This is a genomic window from Pseudomonas sp. Leaf434, from assembly GCF_001425545.1.
Taxonomy (GTDB): domain Bacteria; phylum Pseudomonadota; class Gammaproteobacteria; order Pseudomonadales; family Pseudomonadaceae; genus Aquipseudomonas; species Aquipseudomonas siliginis.
This window is the reverse complement of the sequence record NZ_LMQZ01000009.1, coordinates 449087-463342: the sequence shown is the minus strand read 5'-3', so window position 1 is coordinate 463342 and position 14256 is coordinate 449087. Positions and strand designations below refer to the sequence as shown.

Here is a 14256-nt window from a genome sequence, read left to right as displayed (position 1 = left end):
GGCTGGATCTCACATTCACAAAATATCTCAGGCCGAACGGCTCAAAAAAACCAACCGGCCAGATAACCGGTAAGGCAAAGTGCTTGCACAAAGTTTGGAATACCATAATATGATATTCCATAGACCGGACGACGTGAAAAAGCGTCCAGCTACTGCTCCCGACAGGCGGGCAACAACGCAAGGCCCGCTCAAAAACACAACAATGAGGGCGTGAACATGGTGTTGAACAAAGCTGCAACCGCGATCTTTTTCGCGGGACTGCTCAGCGTTACCGGCCAGGCTGCAATGGCTGCCGAAAGCGTGAATTTTGTCAGCTGGGGCGGTAGCACCCAGGATGCGCAGAAACAGGCCTGGGCCGATCCGTTCAGCAAGGCCAGCGGCATCACCGTCGTCCAGGACGGCCCCACCGACTACGGCAAACTCAAAGCCATGGTCGAAAGCGGCAACGTGCAGTGGGACGTAGTCGATGTCGAAGCCGACTTCGCTCTGCGCGCCGCTGCCGAAGGCCTGCTCGAACCCCTCGATTTCAAAGTGATCCAGCGCGACAGGATCGACCCGCGCTTTGTCAGCGATCACGGCGTCGGTTCGTTCTTCTTCTCCTTTGTCCTCGGCTACAACGAAGGCAAGCTCGGCGCCAACAAGCCGCAGGACTGGAGCGCGCTGTTCGACACCAAGACCTACCCGGGCAAGCGCGCCCTGTACAAATGGCCAAGCCCCGGCGTGCTCGAACTGGCGCTGCTGGCCGACGGCGTTGCGGCTGACAAGCTCTACCCGCTGGATCTGGATCGCGCCTTCAAGAAACTCGACACCATCAAGAAAGACATCGTCTGGTGGGGCGGCGGTGCGCAGTCGCAGCAACTGCTGGCGTCCGGCGAAGCGAGCATGGGCCAGTTCTGGAACGGTCGGGTGCACGCCCTGCAGGAAGACGGCGCACCGGTCGGCGTGAGCTGGAAGCAGAACCTGGTCATGGCCGACATTCTGGTCATCCCCAAAGGCTCGAAAAACAAAGATGCGGCGATGAAGTTCCTCGCCAATGCCAGCAGCGCCAAAGGTCAGGCCGACTTCTCCAACCTGACCGCCTACGCGCCGGTCAACCTCGACAGTGTGGAGCGTCTGGATTCGACGCTGGCCCCCAACCTGCCGACGGCTTACGCCAAGGATCAGATCACCCTTGATTTCGCTTACTGGGCCAAGAACGGTCCGGCTATCGCGACACGGTGGAACGAATGGCTGGTCAAATGAAAATCGCGGCCACTGCGCCTCGTCCTTCCACTGCCACCGGGAGCGCCGCCGGCGCTGCCGGTTCGGCTTTCAAGCAACGCTGGCGCGGCGCCGGCAACCTCGTCCCGGCACTGCTGTTCCTCGGCCTGTTCTTTCTCGCGCCGTTGATTGGCCTGCTGTTGCGCGGTGTGCTGGAACCTGTGCCGGGTCTCGGCAACTACGAACAGTTGTTCGCCAATTCGGCCTATGCGCGGGTGCTGCTCAACACCTTTTCGGTGGCCGGGCTGGTGACGCTGTTCAGCCTGCTGCTGGGCTTTCCGCTGGCCTGGGCGATCACCCTGGTGCCGCGCGGCTGGGGGCGCTGGATCCTCAACATCGTGCTGCTGTCGATGTGGACCAGCCTGCTCGCCCGCACCTATTCGTGGCTGGTGTTGTTGCAAGCCTCGGGCGTAATCAACAAGACCTTGATGGCCATGGGCATCATCGATCAACCGCTGGAGATGGTGCACAACCTGACGGGCGTGGTGATCGGCATGAGCTACATCATGATCCCGTTCATCGTACTGCCGTTGCAGGCGACCATGCAGGCCATCGACCCGATGATCCTGCAGGCCGGCTCGATCTGTGGCGCCAGTCCGTGGACCAACTTCTTCCGGGTGTTCCTGCCGCTGTGCCGGCCGGGTCTGGCGTCCGGCGGTTTGATGGTGTTCGTAATGTCGCTCGGTTACTACGTCACCCCCGCGCTGCTCGGCGGGGCGCAGAACATGATGCTGCCGGAGTTCATCATTCAGCAGGTGCAATCGTTCCTCAACTGGGGCCTGGCCAGTGCCGGCGCCGCGTTGCTGATCGCAATTACCCTGGTGCTGTTCTACTTCTACCTGAAGCTTCAACCGGAATCCCCGGTTGGCGCCAGTAACGCGAGGTAAGCCGACATGCTCCTGACCCCCAATGCCATGAGCCGGCGCATGCGTTTCGGCCTCTACGCTACGACTGGGCTGATCGGCCTGTTCCTGCTGTTGCCGATCGTGTTCATCGTGCTGCTGTCGTTCGGCTCCTCGCAGTGGCTGGTGTTCCCGCCACCGGGCTGGACGCTGAAATGGTACGGCCAGTTCTTCTCCAATCCCGACTGGATGAACGCCGCTGCCGCCAGCCTAAAAGTTGCCGTGCTGACCACGATCTGCGCTGTGGCGCTCGGTTTGCCAACCGCGTTTGCGCTGGTGCGCGGACGCTTCCCCGGCCGCGAGATGCTCTACGGCCTGTTCACCCTGCCGATGATCGTGCCGCTGGTGATCATTGCCGTGGCGGTGTACGCGCTGTTTCTCAAGCTCGGCTACACCGGAACGATGTTCGCCTTCGTCGTCAGCCATGTGATCGTCGCGCTGCCGTTCACCATCATCTCGATCATCAACTCGCTGAAGCTGTTCGATCAGTCGATTGAAGACGCGGCGGTGATCTGCGGTGCCTCGCGCTTGCAAGCGGTGTTCAAGGTGACGTTCCCGGCGATTCGTCCGGGCATGGTCGCCGGCGCCCTCTTCGCCTTCCTCGTTTCGTGGGACGAAGTGGTGCTCAGCGTGATGATGGCAAGCCCGACTCTGCAAACCCTTCCCGTGAAAATGTGGACCACCCTGCGCCAGGACCTGACCCCGGTGATCGCCGTCGCTTCGACGCTGCTGATCGGCCTGTCAGTGTTGGTCATGGTGATCGCCGCCGCCCTGCGCCGGCGCAACGAAATCAGCGCCTGAGCGCCCAGGAGTACGACATGAGTGCCGTGATCAAAGACGCATCCCAGCAGAGCGACAAACCCCTGGTCAGCCTGCGCAACCTGAACAAGCACTACGGCGATTTTGCTGCCGTCGATAACATCTCGCTGGACATCAAGGACGGCGAATTCCTCACCTTCCTCGGCTCCAGCGGCTCGGGCAAAAGCACCACGCTGTCGATGCTCGCCGGGTTTGAAACACCGAGCAGTGGCGAGATCCTCGTCAACGGCCAGTCGCTGGTCAACGTGCCGCCGCACAAGCGCGACATCGGCATGGTTTTTCAGCGTTACTCGCTGTTCCCGCATCTGTCGGTGCGCGACAACATCGCCTTCCCTTTGGCGATCCGTAAACTGGCTGCGGCCGAGCGCGAAAAGCGCGTCGATGCGATGTTGAAGCTGGTGCAACTCGAACAGTTCGCCCATCGCCGCCCTTCGCAACTGTCCGGTGGCCAGCAACAACGGGTTGCCATCGCCCGGGCGCTGGTTTACGAGCCGCGCATTCTGCTGATGGATGAACCGTTGGGCGCGCTGGACAAGAAGCTGCGCGAGGACTTGCAGGATGAACTGCGCCAACTGCACCGACGCCTGGGTATCACCATCGTGTACGTGACCCACGACCAGGAAGAAGCCATGCGTCTGTCGCAACGCATCGCGATTTTCAGCCACGGCAAAATCGTTGGTCTGGGCAGTGGTTATGACCTTTACCAGAATCCGCCGAATGCGTTTGTCGCGTCGTTTCTGGGTAATTCGAACTTCCTCAAGCTCAAGGTGCAAGGCAATGCAGCGGCGAGTTTCGAGGGCCAGTCGTTGTCGATTCGGCTGACGTCCGGGTTGCACACTGATCAGGATGTGCTGCTGATGGTGCGTCCGGAAAAGGCCTTGGCGCTGAGCACGCAGCAGGCGCTGGATGAGCCGCTGGCGGCGGGCTGGAATGAGGTGTCGGCGAACGTTGTGGAGGTGCTGTTTCTCGGTGAAAGCCAGACGTGCAGCGTGGTGACTGCGGGCGGGACGTCGATGACGGTGAAAGCGCTATCGGCAGCGGGCATGCCGCTCAAGGCCGGCGATCCGGTACGGGTGCGCTGGGCGACGGCGGATGCTTGTGTTTATACCGAGTGGACCGAGAGCGACTTGAACAAGGCTGCCGGGGCTCACTGATTGCGCTGAGTCAGTTGGATCTACCCCCTCACCCCAGCCCTCTCCCCCACGGGGGGCGAGGGGGAAAGGGAGCCGATCTTCATGCTGTTCAAAATGTAAGTTCGACTCGGTATCGCACGTCGGCGTATCTCGCAACAACACCTCGGTCAGTCCCCTCTCCCATTGGGAGAGGGCTAGGGTGAGGGCAAGCAGGCGACACGGTATTAGCCAATGGCCCGGTACCCTTCAATCTCATCCGGCCACGCCGTCAGCACTTCAAACCCGCTCTCCGTCACCGCGACCATATGCTCCCACTGCGCCGACAACGAGCCATCCTTGGTCAATACGGTCCAGCCATCCGGCATGTTCTTCACATGGCGTTTGCCGGCATTGAGCATCGGTTCCACGGTGAAAATCATCCCGGCCTTAAGCTTCAGGCCCTGATTGGGAAAGCCGTAATGCAGGATCTGCGGTTCGTCGTGATAGACCTTGCCGATACCGTGGCCGCAGTATTCGCGCACCACGCTGAAGCCCTCCGCCTCCGCCAGGCTCTGGATCGCATGACCGATATCGCCCAGCGTCGCGCCCGGTTTCACTGCACGAATGCCCGCGCACATCGCATCGTAAGTGGTCTTGATCAGGTGCTGCGCCTCGGGGCTTGCCTCACCCACGACATACATGCGACTGGTATCGCCGAACCAGCCATCCTTGATCACGGCGATGTCGAGATTGACGATGTCGCCATCCTTCAATGGCGTACCCGATGGAATCCCGTGGCACACCACATCGTTGACCGACGCGCAGACGGTTTTCGGAAAGCCGTGATAACCGACATTGGCTGGCACCGCCTTCTGCACATTGACGATGTAATCGTTGCACAGTCGATCCAGCTCATCGGTGGTCACGCCAGCCTTCACATGCGGCACCAGCATTGCCAGCACTTCAGCGGCGAGTTTGCCGGCGGCGCGGGATTTTTCGATGTCGGCCGGGGTGTTGATCTTGATCTGGTTTCTCATGCGCTGACGGCTTCCTGAGTCAGTTGTTGCAGATCCAGCCCACCATTCTGTTCGGCGCGGATCAGCAGGCGGCAAATGGCGCTGTGGTCGAGATTGGGATGCAGCTCGGCGAGCATGCCGATGCGCATCCAGTGCTCAGCCTGTGCGTTGATCGAGCGGCTGAGGGCGTTGCTGGAGATACGCAGGTTCTCGTGCATGTCCTCTGAAATCTTTACGATGCCCATGTCTATATCCGATACGAAATGTATATGGATCGTATACTAGCCAAGCTTACCCTCGGATTGCAAACGCTTCGCCACGCAAACACGCACCCGTGTAGGAGCTGCCGAAGGCTGCGATCTTTTGATCTTGCCCGTTAAAGACCAGATCAAAAGATCGCAGCCTTTGGCAGCTCCTACCAAAGCAGATTCGGCTCCCCATCAGCGGCCTGATCGACTACCATGCCCGCGCCGGTTTCCACACGGAATTAATAGGGAATCCGAGGTGCTCCACGCATCAATCGGAACTGCCCCCGCAACTGTAGGTGCCGAGCCTGCTCCTCGACTGCCACTGGGTGAACCCCGGGAAGGCCGGAGCGTGGCGATGACGCATCAGTCAGGAGACCTGCCGGCACAGTGACTGACCAACCGGCGGGGTGTCCGGGAAGGACATCGTGCCGTGCGCATTTTCCCCGTGCCGGCCTTGCGCAGTTTCCACGACCGCGCCCGAGGTGTGTTTCCAAACCGTACCCGCCCACTCCCGTACGGTTCCCTCTGGAGACTGCCACATGCTGCTGCCCCGCGTTGCCACCCTGCTCACCACTCTGAGTCTTTGCCCCCTGGCGCAAGCGGCGCCGACTGCGTATCCGCTGACCGTCGAAAACTGTGGCAGCAGCCTGACCTTTCAGCACGCGCCTGCGCGCACGGTGACCATCGGCCAGGCCGGCACGGAAATGCTCTATGCCTTGGGTCTGGGCGACAAAGTCGTTGGCACTTCGCTGTGGTTCAACGACGTGCTGAGCACATACAAAGCACAGAACGACAGGATCGAGCGCCTCGCCGACAACGAGCCGAGTTTCGAAGCGGTGATCGCTAAACGCCCGGAGCTGGTTGCCGTCGAGCTGGAATGGATGGTCGGCCCGCAAGGCGCGGTCGGCACCCGCGAGCAGTTTCATGAACTGAAGATTCCGACCTATCTGCTGCCCTCCGATTGCGAAGCCAAGGACAACCTCGTCGGTTCGGACGGCACGCGGCTGGCGCCGTTTCGCATCGACAGCATCTACAAAAGCGTGAGCCAACTGGCGGCGATTTTCGATGTGCAGGCGCGTGGCGAGCAGCTCAATGAGCAGCTCAAAGCCAGCCTCGCGCAGTCGATCGCCACCGCGAAAAAGCAGCAGCGCAAAGACGTCAGCGCCCTGGTATGGTTCTCCAGCGCCGAGATGGACATCGAGCCGTTCGTGGCCGGGCACAAAGGCGTTCCCGATTTCATGCTCAGCACCCTCGGCGTGCGCAACGTCGTCGAGTCCGATGAAGAATGGCCAACCGTCGGCTGGGAAACCATCGCCAAGGCCAACCCGACGTTTCTGGTGATTGCGCGCATGGATCGTCGACGTTTCCCGGCGGACGACTATCAGAAGAAACTCGCCTTCCTGCGCAGTGATCCGGTGACGCGCAACATGGACGCGGTCAAGCACAACCGCATCATCATCCTTGACGCCATGGCCATGCAGGCCAGCCTGCGCACCTTCGACGGCCTCGAACAACTGGCCAGCGCCATCAACGGCTACGACCTGTCGCAATGAGCAGACGCCTGATCCGTTTGCTGCTGGTGCTGTTGACGCTGTCGGTCGCGCTGATCGGCGGCGTGGCCATTGGTGAGACTTCGATCGAGCCGAGCGTGGTGTTGCAGGTGCTGGCCAACAAGCTGTGGGGCGCCGGTTATGTGCTCGACCCGATCGACGAAGGCATTGTCTGGAACTATCGCCTGACCCGCGCGCTGGTCGCGGCGGCCTGCGGCGCCGGTCTGGCGACCTGTGGCGTAATCCTGCAGTCGCTGCTGCGCAATCCGTTGGCCGATCCGTATCTGCTGGGAATTTCTGCTGGCGCCTCGACCGGCGCGGTGATGGTCGCCCTGCTCGGCGTCGGTGCCGGGGCGATTTCATTGTCGGTCGGTGCTTTTGCCGGCGCGGTGACCGCTTTCGCACTGGTGATCCTGTTGGCGCGAGTCAGCGGCTCGGCCAGCGGCACCGGGCAGATCATTCTGGCCGGGATTGCCGGCTCGCAGCTGTTCAACGCCCTCACCGCTTTTCTGATCACCCGCTCGGCCAGCTCGGAACAGGCGCGCGGGATCATGTTCTGGCTGTTGGGCAATCTCGGCGGCGTGCGCTGGCCGTCGGTGGGGCTGGCGGTGCCGGTGGCGGTGTTGGGGTTGGTTGTTTGTCTGTGGCATCGGCGGGCGCTGGATGCGTTCACCTTTGGTGCGGACTCGGCGGCGTCTCTCGGCATTCCAGTGCGACGTGTGCAGATTCTGTTGATTGGCTGCGCCGCGCTGGTGACGGCGGTGATGGTGTCGATTGTCGGCTCGATCGGCTTTGTCGGTCTGGTGATTCCCCATGCCGCGCGGTTGTTGCTCGGCACCGGCCATGCCCGTCTGCTGCCGGCCAGTGCGTTGGGCGGCGCAGTGTTTCTGATCGCCGCCGATGTGCTGTCACGCACCCTGATCAAGGGTCAGGTGATCCCGGTCGGCGTGATCACTGCGCTGGTCGGCGCGCCGGTGTTCGCGCTGATTCTGGTGGGCCGGAGATCGGCGCGATGAACACGGTTTTGAGTTGTGCTGATGTGGGCTTCAAAGTGCGCGGTGCCGAATTGCTCAACGGTGTCAGCCTCGATGTTCAGCGCGGCGAGACCCTGGGCATTGTCGGGCCGAACGGGTCGGGGAAATCCACGTTGCTCAAATTGCTGGCCGGCCTGCGCGAACCGAGCGCGGGTCGGGTGCAGCTCGACGGTCGGACGCTGGGCAAGATGTCGCGGCGCACTATCGCGCAGACGCTCGCGGTGGTTGAGCAACAGGCCGATACCGACGATGGCATTCGCGTGTTCGACGCGGTGGCGCTGGGGCGGACGCCGTGGTTATCGGCGCTGCAACCGTGGTCGCCGGCCGATGACGCCATCGTCGAGCAAGCGCTGGTCGACGTCGACGCCGTGCACCTGCGCAACCGCCTCTGGCGCAGCCTCTCCGGCGGGGAACGCCAGCGCGTGCACATCGCCCGCGCACTGGCGCAGCGCCCGCAGATCCTGCTGCTCGACGAGCCGGCCAACCACCTCGACATCCAGCATCAGTTGAGCATTCTGCACGTGGTGCGCGCACTGCCGGTGACTACGCTGATCGCCCTGCACGATCTCAATCAGGCGCTCAAGTGCGATCGCCTGGCGGTGCTGGAGCGCGGGCGTCTGGTGGCACTGGGCGAGCCGCTGCACGTGCTGACGCCGGAGCGGTTACAGACGACTTTCGGGGTCAGGGCGCACTATCTGACAGACCCGTTCGATGGTGCGCCGATATTACGCTTCCTTGCCTGATGCATGGGTGGCTGACACACCGCTTTCGCGAGCAGGCTCGCTCCCACAAAGGATTTGTGTGTTGCCGTGAATGACGGGGAGAACGCGAGTTCTGTGGGAGCGAGCCTGCTCGCGAAGGCGTCAGGTCATCCAACATGGTGTCGATTGACACACCGCTTTCGCGAGCAGGCTCGCTCCCACAAAGGTTATGTATTCCAGGGCGGTAAAGGGTCAGGCCCACTCTTTGCGCAGTTGCCGCGCGGCGCTGACCATGTGCACCAACGCCGCCTCGGTCTCTGGCCAGCCTCGGGTTTTCAAGCCGCAATCCGGATTGACCCACAGCCGCTCCACCGGAATACGCTGCGCCGCCTTGCGCAGTAAACCGACCATTTGCGTCACATCCGGAATCCGTGGCGAGTGAATGTCGTACACGCCGGGGCCGATGTCGTTCGGGTAGGCAAACGCTTCAAACGCTTCGAGCAGTTCCATGTCCGAACGCGAGGTTTCGATGGTGATGACATCGGCGTCCATCGCCGCGATCGACTCGATCACATCGTTGAACTCGCTGTAGCACATGTGCGTGTGGATCTGGGTTTCGTCGCGCACGCCGGAGGCGCACAGGCGGAACGCTTCGCTCGCCCAGTGCAGATACGCCGGCCATTGCGCCCGGCGTAACGGCAAGCCTTCACGGAACGCCGCTTCGTCGATCTGCACGATTTTGATTCCCGCCGCTTCCAGATCATTCACCTCGTCACGAATGGCCAGCGCCAGTTGTTGAGCCTGCACCTCGCGGCTGACGTCTTCGCGCGGGAACGACCACATCAGCATGGTCACCGGGCCGGTCAGCATGCCTTTCATGACCTTGTCGGTTAGGCCTTGGGCGTAGCGGATCCACTCGACCGTCATCGCCTGCGGGCGGCTTAGGTCACCGAAAATCACCGCCGGTTTGACGCAGCGCGAACCGTAGCTCTGCACCCAGCCAAAGCGGGTGAAGGCATAGCCGTCGAGCTGTTCGGCGAAGTATTCGACCATGTCGTTGCGCTCGGCCTCACCGTGCACCAGCACATCCAGGCCGAGGCGCTCTTGAATTTCCACCGCGTGGCGAATCTCCGTGTGCATCGCATCGGTGTAATCGGCCGCGCTGAGCTTGCCTTGCTTGTAGGCCTGACGCGCCAGACGGATCGCCGACGTTTGCGGAAACGAGCCAATGGTGGTGGTCGGGAATAACGGCAGGTCGAGCTTGCCGCGCTGTTTGGCAATACGCTGGGCAAACGGCGATTGGCGTTGCGCATCCTTGGCAGTGATCGCCGCGACCCGCGCTTGTACCGCCGGTTTGTGAATACGCGGCGAGGCAGCGCGGCTGGTCTGCACCGAACGGCTTTGCGCGAGGGCACGCAGTACCTTCGGCGCTTCCGGCTCGCTGACCGCTTGAGCGAGCACGGCGACCTCTTCGCACTTCTGCACGGCGAACGCCAGCCAGCTTTTCAGTTCGGCATCGAGCTGGTCTTCGCGGCCCAGATCAACCGGGCTGTGCAGCAATGAACAGGACGGTGCTACCCACAAACGATCACCCAGACGCTCATGAGCATGGCGCAGCGTCGCCAGCGCGTTTTGCAGATCGCAGCGCCAGACGTTCCGACCGTTGACCACACCCAGCGACAGCACCTTATAAGCCGGCAGACGATCCAGAATGGTCGGGTACTGATCCGGCGCGCGCACCAGATCGATGTGCAAGCCATCGACCGGCAGGTTCGCCGCCAGACCGAGATTTTCTTCCAGGCCACCGAAGTACGTGGCGAGCAGTTTTTTCAGCGGATCGCGCTGGATCTGGTTGTAGGCGCGCTCGAAGGCATTCTTCCAGTCCTGCGGCAGATCGAGCACCAGAATCGGCTCGTCGATCTGCACCCACTCCACACCCAACGCCGCCAGCCGCGCGAAGATCTGGCCGTACAGCGGCAGCAGGCGGTCAAGCAAATCGAGCTTGTCGAAGTCGACGCTTTTGGTTTTACCCAGCCACAGATAGGTCAGCGGACCGATGATCACCGGTTTGACGTTGTGCCCCAGCACACGGGCCTCTTCGGTTTCCTCAAACAACTGCTCCCAACCCAGCTGAAATTGTTGATCGACGCTGAATTCCGGTACGAGGTAGTGATAATTGGTGTCGAACCACTTGGTCATTTCCTGAGCGTGGCCTTCGCCGCAGCAAGCATTGCTGACGCCTCGGGCCATGCTGAACAGGGTCTGCAGCGTGGCTTTACCGTCGTGCGGACGGAAACGTTCGGGGATCACGCCGAACATCAGCGAGTGGGTCAGCACTTGGTCGTACCAGGCGAAATCGCCAACCGGCAGCAAGTCGATGCCGGCGTTTTTCTGCAAGTCCCAATGGACCTTGCGCAGCTCACGCCCGACGTCACGCAGGCCCGCCTCGTTCAGTTCTCCTTTCCAGAACGCCTCTTGCGCTTTCTTCAGTTCGCGGTCGCGACCGATGCGCGGAAATCCAAGGGAATGGGCCAGTGCCATGACAAACAACTCCAGATGCTTATTCGATGGCGGGTATTGTCGGGAACCGGTCTTGATGAAACAAACTCAATAAATTCTAGATCATCACAAGTTCTATTCATGCACAGGCGCCCCGTAGGAGCTGCCGAAGGCTGCGATCTTCTGGCCGTAGGGACGCAGAGCGTCCAAGGCTGCATTCCCACGCTTAGCGTGGGAACGATCAGAACACCTCAGGGCAACATGCAAGTTTTCGTTCTATCGTTAGATCCAAATGGCTGGATTTTCCAAGGATTAGAGGTTGCGAGAGAGGATGTCTGCGCCTAAGTTGCACGCGAGTCTTTTCCCCGCGATTGGAACGCGGTCAACACCATAAAGAGGTGAAGAAATGTCAAAGGAATCACGCCCTGCCGTGCTTGGGCTGATAGGCAATACTCCGCTGGTGCAGGTCACCCGCTTCGATACCGGACCGTGCACGCTGTTTCTCAAACTCGAATCGCAGAACCCTGGCGGCTCGATCAAGGACCGTATCGGTCTGGCGATGATCGACGCTGCCGAACGTGACGGTCGCCTGCAACCGGGCGGGACGATTGTCGAGGCCACTGCCGGCAATACCGGTCTGGGTCTGGCGCTGGTCGGTCGCGCCAAAGGCTATCGCGTAGTGCTGGTGGTACCGGACAAGATGTCCACCGAGAAGGTCCTGCACTTGAAGGCCATGGGCGCCGAAGTGCACATCACTCGTTCTGACGTCGGCAAGGGCCATCCCGAGTATTACCAGGACGTCGCCGCCCGTTTGGCCAAGGACATCCCCGGGGCGTTTTTCGCCGACCAGTTCAACAATCCCGCCAACCCGCTGGCCCATGAATGCAGCACCGCGCCAGAAATCTGGGCGCAGACCGAACATGATCTGGACGCCATTGTCGTCGGCGTCGGTTCGGCCGGCACGCTGACCGGGCTGAGTCGCTTCTTCAAGCGCGTGCAACCGGATCTGGAAATGGTCCTGGCCGATCCGGTCGGCTCGGTGATGGCGCAATACAGCCGCGACGGCACCTTGCCGACGCCCGGTTCGTGGGCAGTCGAGGGCATCGGCGAAGACTTCATTCCGTCGATCACCGACCTCTCCAGCGTGCGTCACGCCTACTCGATCAGCGACGCGGAAAGCTTCGATCACGCGCGCCAGTTGCTCAAGGCCGAGGGCATTCTCGGCGGCTCATCGACCGGCACCCTGTTCGCTGCCGCGCTGCGTTATTGCCGCGAACAGACCGAGCCGAAACGCGTGGTCAGCTTTGTCTGCGACACCGGCACGCGTTACCTGTCGAAGGTCTACAACGACCAGTGGATGACCGATCAAGGCCTGTTGCAGCGCAAGGGCTACGGCGATCTGCGCGATTTGATCGCACGGCGTTTCGAGGACGGCCGGGTGATCAGCGTCGGCCCGGACGACACCCTGCTCACTGCGTTTCAGCGCATGCGTCTGGCGGATGTTTCGCAACTGCCGGTGCTGGTCGAAGGCAAGCAACTGGTGGGTGTGATCGACGAGTCCGACATCCTCCTCGGCGTCCACGAAGATGCCGCGCGCTTCAGCCAGTCGGTGTCCAGCGTGATGACCGACAAACTGCAAACCCTCGCCCCGGCTGCGAGCCTGGCCGAGCTGGAAGCGGTGCTCAGCCGTGGCCTCGTCGCGATCATCGCTGACGGTTCCAGCTTCCATGGCCTGATTACCCGCACCGACATGCTCAACCAATTACGGAGATCCCTTGCATGAGTCAGCACGACGATAAATCCCAAGGCTTCGCCACCCGGGTGATCCACGCCGGGCAAGAGCCTGACCCGACCACCGGCGCGCTGATGCCGCCGATCTATGCCAACTCCACCTACCTGCAAGACAGCCCCGGCGTGCACAAGGGGTTCGACTACGGCCGCTCGCACAACCCGACGCGCTTCGCGCTGGAGCGCTGCGTCGCCGACCTCGAAGGCGGCACCCGCGCGTTCGCCTTCGCCTCGGGGCTGGCGGCGATCTCCACGGTGTTGGAACTGCTCGACGCCGGCTCACACATCGTTTCCGGCAATGACTTGTACGGCGGCACCTTCCGCCTGTTCGACAAGGTTCGTCAGCGCAGCGCCGGGCACCGTTTCAGCTTCGTCGATCTGACCGATCTGTCGGCGTTCGAAGCCTCGCTGCAGGACGACACGCGCATGGTCATGGTCGAAACCCCTACCAACCCGCTGCTGAGCCTGTCGGATCTGGCCGCCATTGCGCGCATCTGCCGCGCGCGGGGGATCATCTGCGTGGCCGACAACACCTTCGCCAGCCCCTACATCCAGCGCCCACTGGAGCTGGGTTTCGACATCGTCCTGCACTCGACCACCAAATACCTCAACGGCCACTCCGACGTGATCGGCGGCATTGCCGTGGTCGGGCAGAACGCCGCACTGGCGGAAAAACTCGGTTTTCTGCAGAACGCCGTCGGGGCGATTTCCGGGCCGTTCGATGCGTTCCTCACCCTGCGCGGGGTGAAGACTTTGGCGCTGCGCATGGAACGCCATTGCAGCAACGCCCTTGATCTGGCGCAGTGGCTCGAGCAGCAACCGCAGGTCAAGCGCGTCTACTATCCGGGCCTTGAGTCGCACCCGCAGCACGAACTGGCCAAGCGGCAGATGCGCGGTTTTGGCGGGATGATTTCCGTCGATCTGAACAGCGACCTGGCCGGTGCGCGGCGCTTTCTGGAAAACGTGAAGATCTTTGCGTTGGCCGAAAGCCTCGGTGGCGTGGAAAGCCTGATCGAGCATCCGGCGATCATGACCCACGCGACGATTCCACCGGAGACGCGCGCCAAGCTTGGTATTGGCGATGGCTTGGTGCGGTTGTCGGTCGGAGTTGAAGACGTTGAAGACCTGCGCGCCGATCTGGCTCAGGCACTGGCAAGAATGTAAACAGCTCCACCCAAAGAAGCCCGCGCAATGCGGGCTTCGTCTTTTTTTGTCCGTCGATCTTTCTGCCGTGGCAGTTCCCGAGGCCGATCCTATACTCAATCGGCTCGATCAAAATTATCTCGACACCCGCACGCCGTTCGGTGTGCCCGTGCCTTTCGCCAAC

The 14256-nt window shown here is 61.7% G+C and carries 12 protein-coding genes and 1 riboswitch; of the genes, 9 read left to right on the top strand and 3 right to left on the bottom strand.

Translation table 11 applies throughout. From position 1 onward, the window contains the following. Positions 1 to 216: 216 nt before the first annotated feature. From ASG55_RS19505 to ASG55_RS19490, 4 genes are read left to right on the top strand one after another with little or no spacing between them, the layout of a single operon-like run. Entirely contained in the window at positions 217 to 1242 is a 1026-nt protein-coding gene (locus ASG55_RS19505) for an ABC transporter substrate-binding protein (RefSeq protein ID WP_016775018.1), read from the top strand. Then, the gene (locus tag ASG55_RS19500) at positions 1239 to 2147 is read left to right on the top strand and encodes an ABC transporter permease (RefSeq protein ID WP_056789380.1); all 909 of its coding nucleotides are present in this window, start codon (positions 1239 to 1241) and stop codon (positions 2145 to 2147) included. Before ASG55_RS19505 ends, ASG55_RS19500 begins: the two co-directional genes overlap by 4 nt. Positions 2148 to 2153: 6 nt before the next feature. Then, entirely contained in the window at positions 2154 to 2963 is an 810-nt protein-coding gene (locus tag ASG55_RS19495; protein WP_007918021.1) for an ABC transporter permease, read from the top strand. Positions 2964 to 2980: 17 nt separating this feature from the next. Then, positions 2981 to 4135 (top strand): ABC transporter ATP-binding protein, encoded by a 1155-nt coding sequence (locus tag ASG55_RS19490; RefSeq protein WP_056789376.1) that lies wholly within the window; start codon positions 2981 to 2983, stop codon positions 4133 to 4135. A gap of 203 nt (positions 4136 to 4338) precedes the next feature. On the opposite strand, the gene map is transcribed toward ASG55_RS19490, so the two are convergent. Both map and ASG55_RS19480 read right to left on the bottom strand, forming a co-directional pair. Continuing rightward, positions 4339 to 5130, bottom strand: a complete 792-nt coding sequence (gene map, locus ASG55_RS19485; RefSeq protein ID WP_024013195.1) for a type I methionyl aminopeptidase — start codon at positions 5128 to 5130, stop codon at positions 4339 to 4341. Further along, positions 5127 to 5354, bottom strand: coding sequence for a ParD-like family protein (locus ASG55_RS19480; RefSeq protein WP_007918027.1), 228 nt, complete (start codon positions 5352 to 5354; stop codon positions 5127 to 5129). The genes map and ASG55_RS19480 overlap by 4 nt, the downstream gene beginning before the upstream one ends. A gap of 209 nt (positions 5355 to 5563) precedes the next feature. After that, positions 5564 to 5755, top strand: a riboswitch (cobalamin riboswitch). Between the two features lie 141 nt (positions 5756 to 5896). Between ASG55_RS19480 and ASG55_RS19475 the strand changes: the two genes are divergently transcribed. Genes ASG55_RS19475 through ASG55_RS19465 form a run of 3 tightly spaced genes read left to right on the top strand, consistent with a single transcriptional unit; the run spans position 5897 to position 8684 of the window. After that, complete coding sequence (locus ASG55_RS19475) at positions 5897 to 6910, top strand: ABC transporter substrate-binding protein (protein ID WP_056789375.1); 1014 nt, start codon at positions 5897 to 5899, stop codon at positions 6908 to 6910. Next, positions 6907 to 7923, top strand: a complete 1017-nt coding sequence (locus tag ASG55_RS19470) for a FecCD family ABC transporter permease (RefSeq protein WP_056789371.1) — start codon at positions 6907 to 6909, stop codon at positions 7921 to 7923. Before ASG55_RS19475 ends, ASG55_RS19470 begins: the two co-directional genes overlap by 4 nt. After that, the gene (locus ASG55_RS19465; RefSeq protein ID WP_056789368.1) at positions 7920 to 8684 is read left to right on the top strand and encodes an ABC transporter ATP-binding protein; all 765 of its coding nucleotides are present in this window, start codon (positions 7920 to 7922) and stop codon (positions 8682 to 8684) included. Before ASG55_RS19470 ends, ASG55_RS19465 begins: the two co-directional genes overlap by 4 nt. 210 nt (positions 8685 to 8894) lie before the next feature. Here the strand turns inward: ASG55_RS19465 and metE are convergent, their stop codons facing one another. After that, the gene (metE, locus tag ASG55_RS19460; protein WP_056789365.1) at positions 8895 to 11183 is read right to left on the bottom strand and encodes a 5-methyltetrahydropteroyltriglutamate--homocysteine S-methyltransferase; all 2289 of its coding nucleotides are present in this window, start codon (positions 11181 to 11183) and stop codon (positions 8895 to 8897) included. Positions 11184 to 11547: 364 nt separating this feature from the next. On the opposite strand from metE, the gene ASG55_RS19455 reads away from it, so the two are divergent. Both ASG55_RS19455 and ASG55_RS19450 read left to right on the top strand, forming a co-directional pair. After that, positions 11548 to 12924, top strand: a complete 1377-nt coding sequence (locus tag ASG55_RS19455) for a pyridoxal-phosphate dependent enzyme (protein WP_056789363.1) — start codon at positions 11548 to 11550, stop codon at positions 12922 to 12924. Further along, positions 12921 to 14093, top strand: a complete 1173-nt coding sequence (locus tag ASG55_RS19450) for a cystathionine gamma-synthase (RefSeq protein WP_056789360.1) — start codon at positions 12921 to 12923, stop codon at positions 14091 to 14093. The genes ASG55_RS19455 and ASG55_RS19450 overlap by 4 nt, the downstream gene beginning before the upstream one ends. The last annotated feature ends 163 nt before the right edge of the window (positions 14094 to 14256 follow it).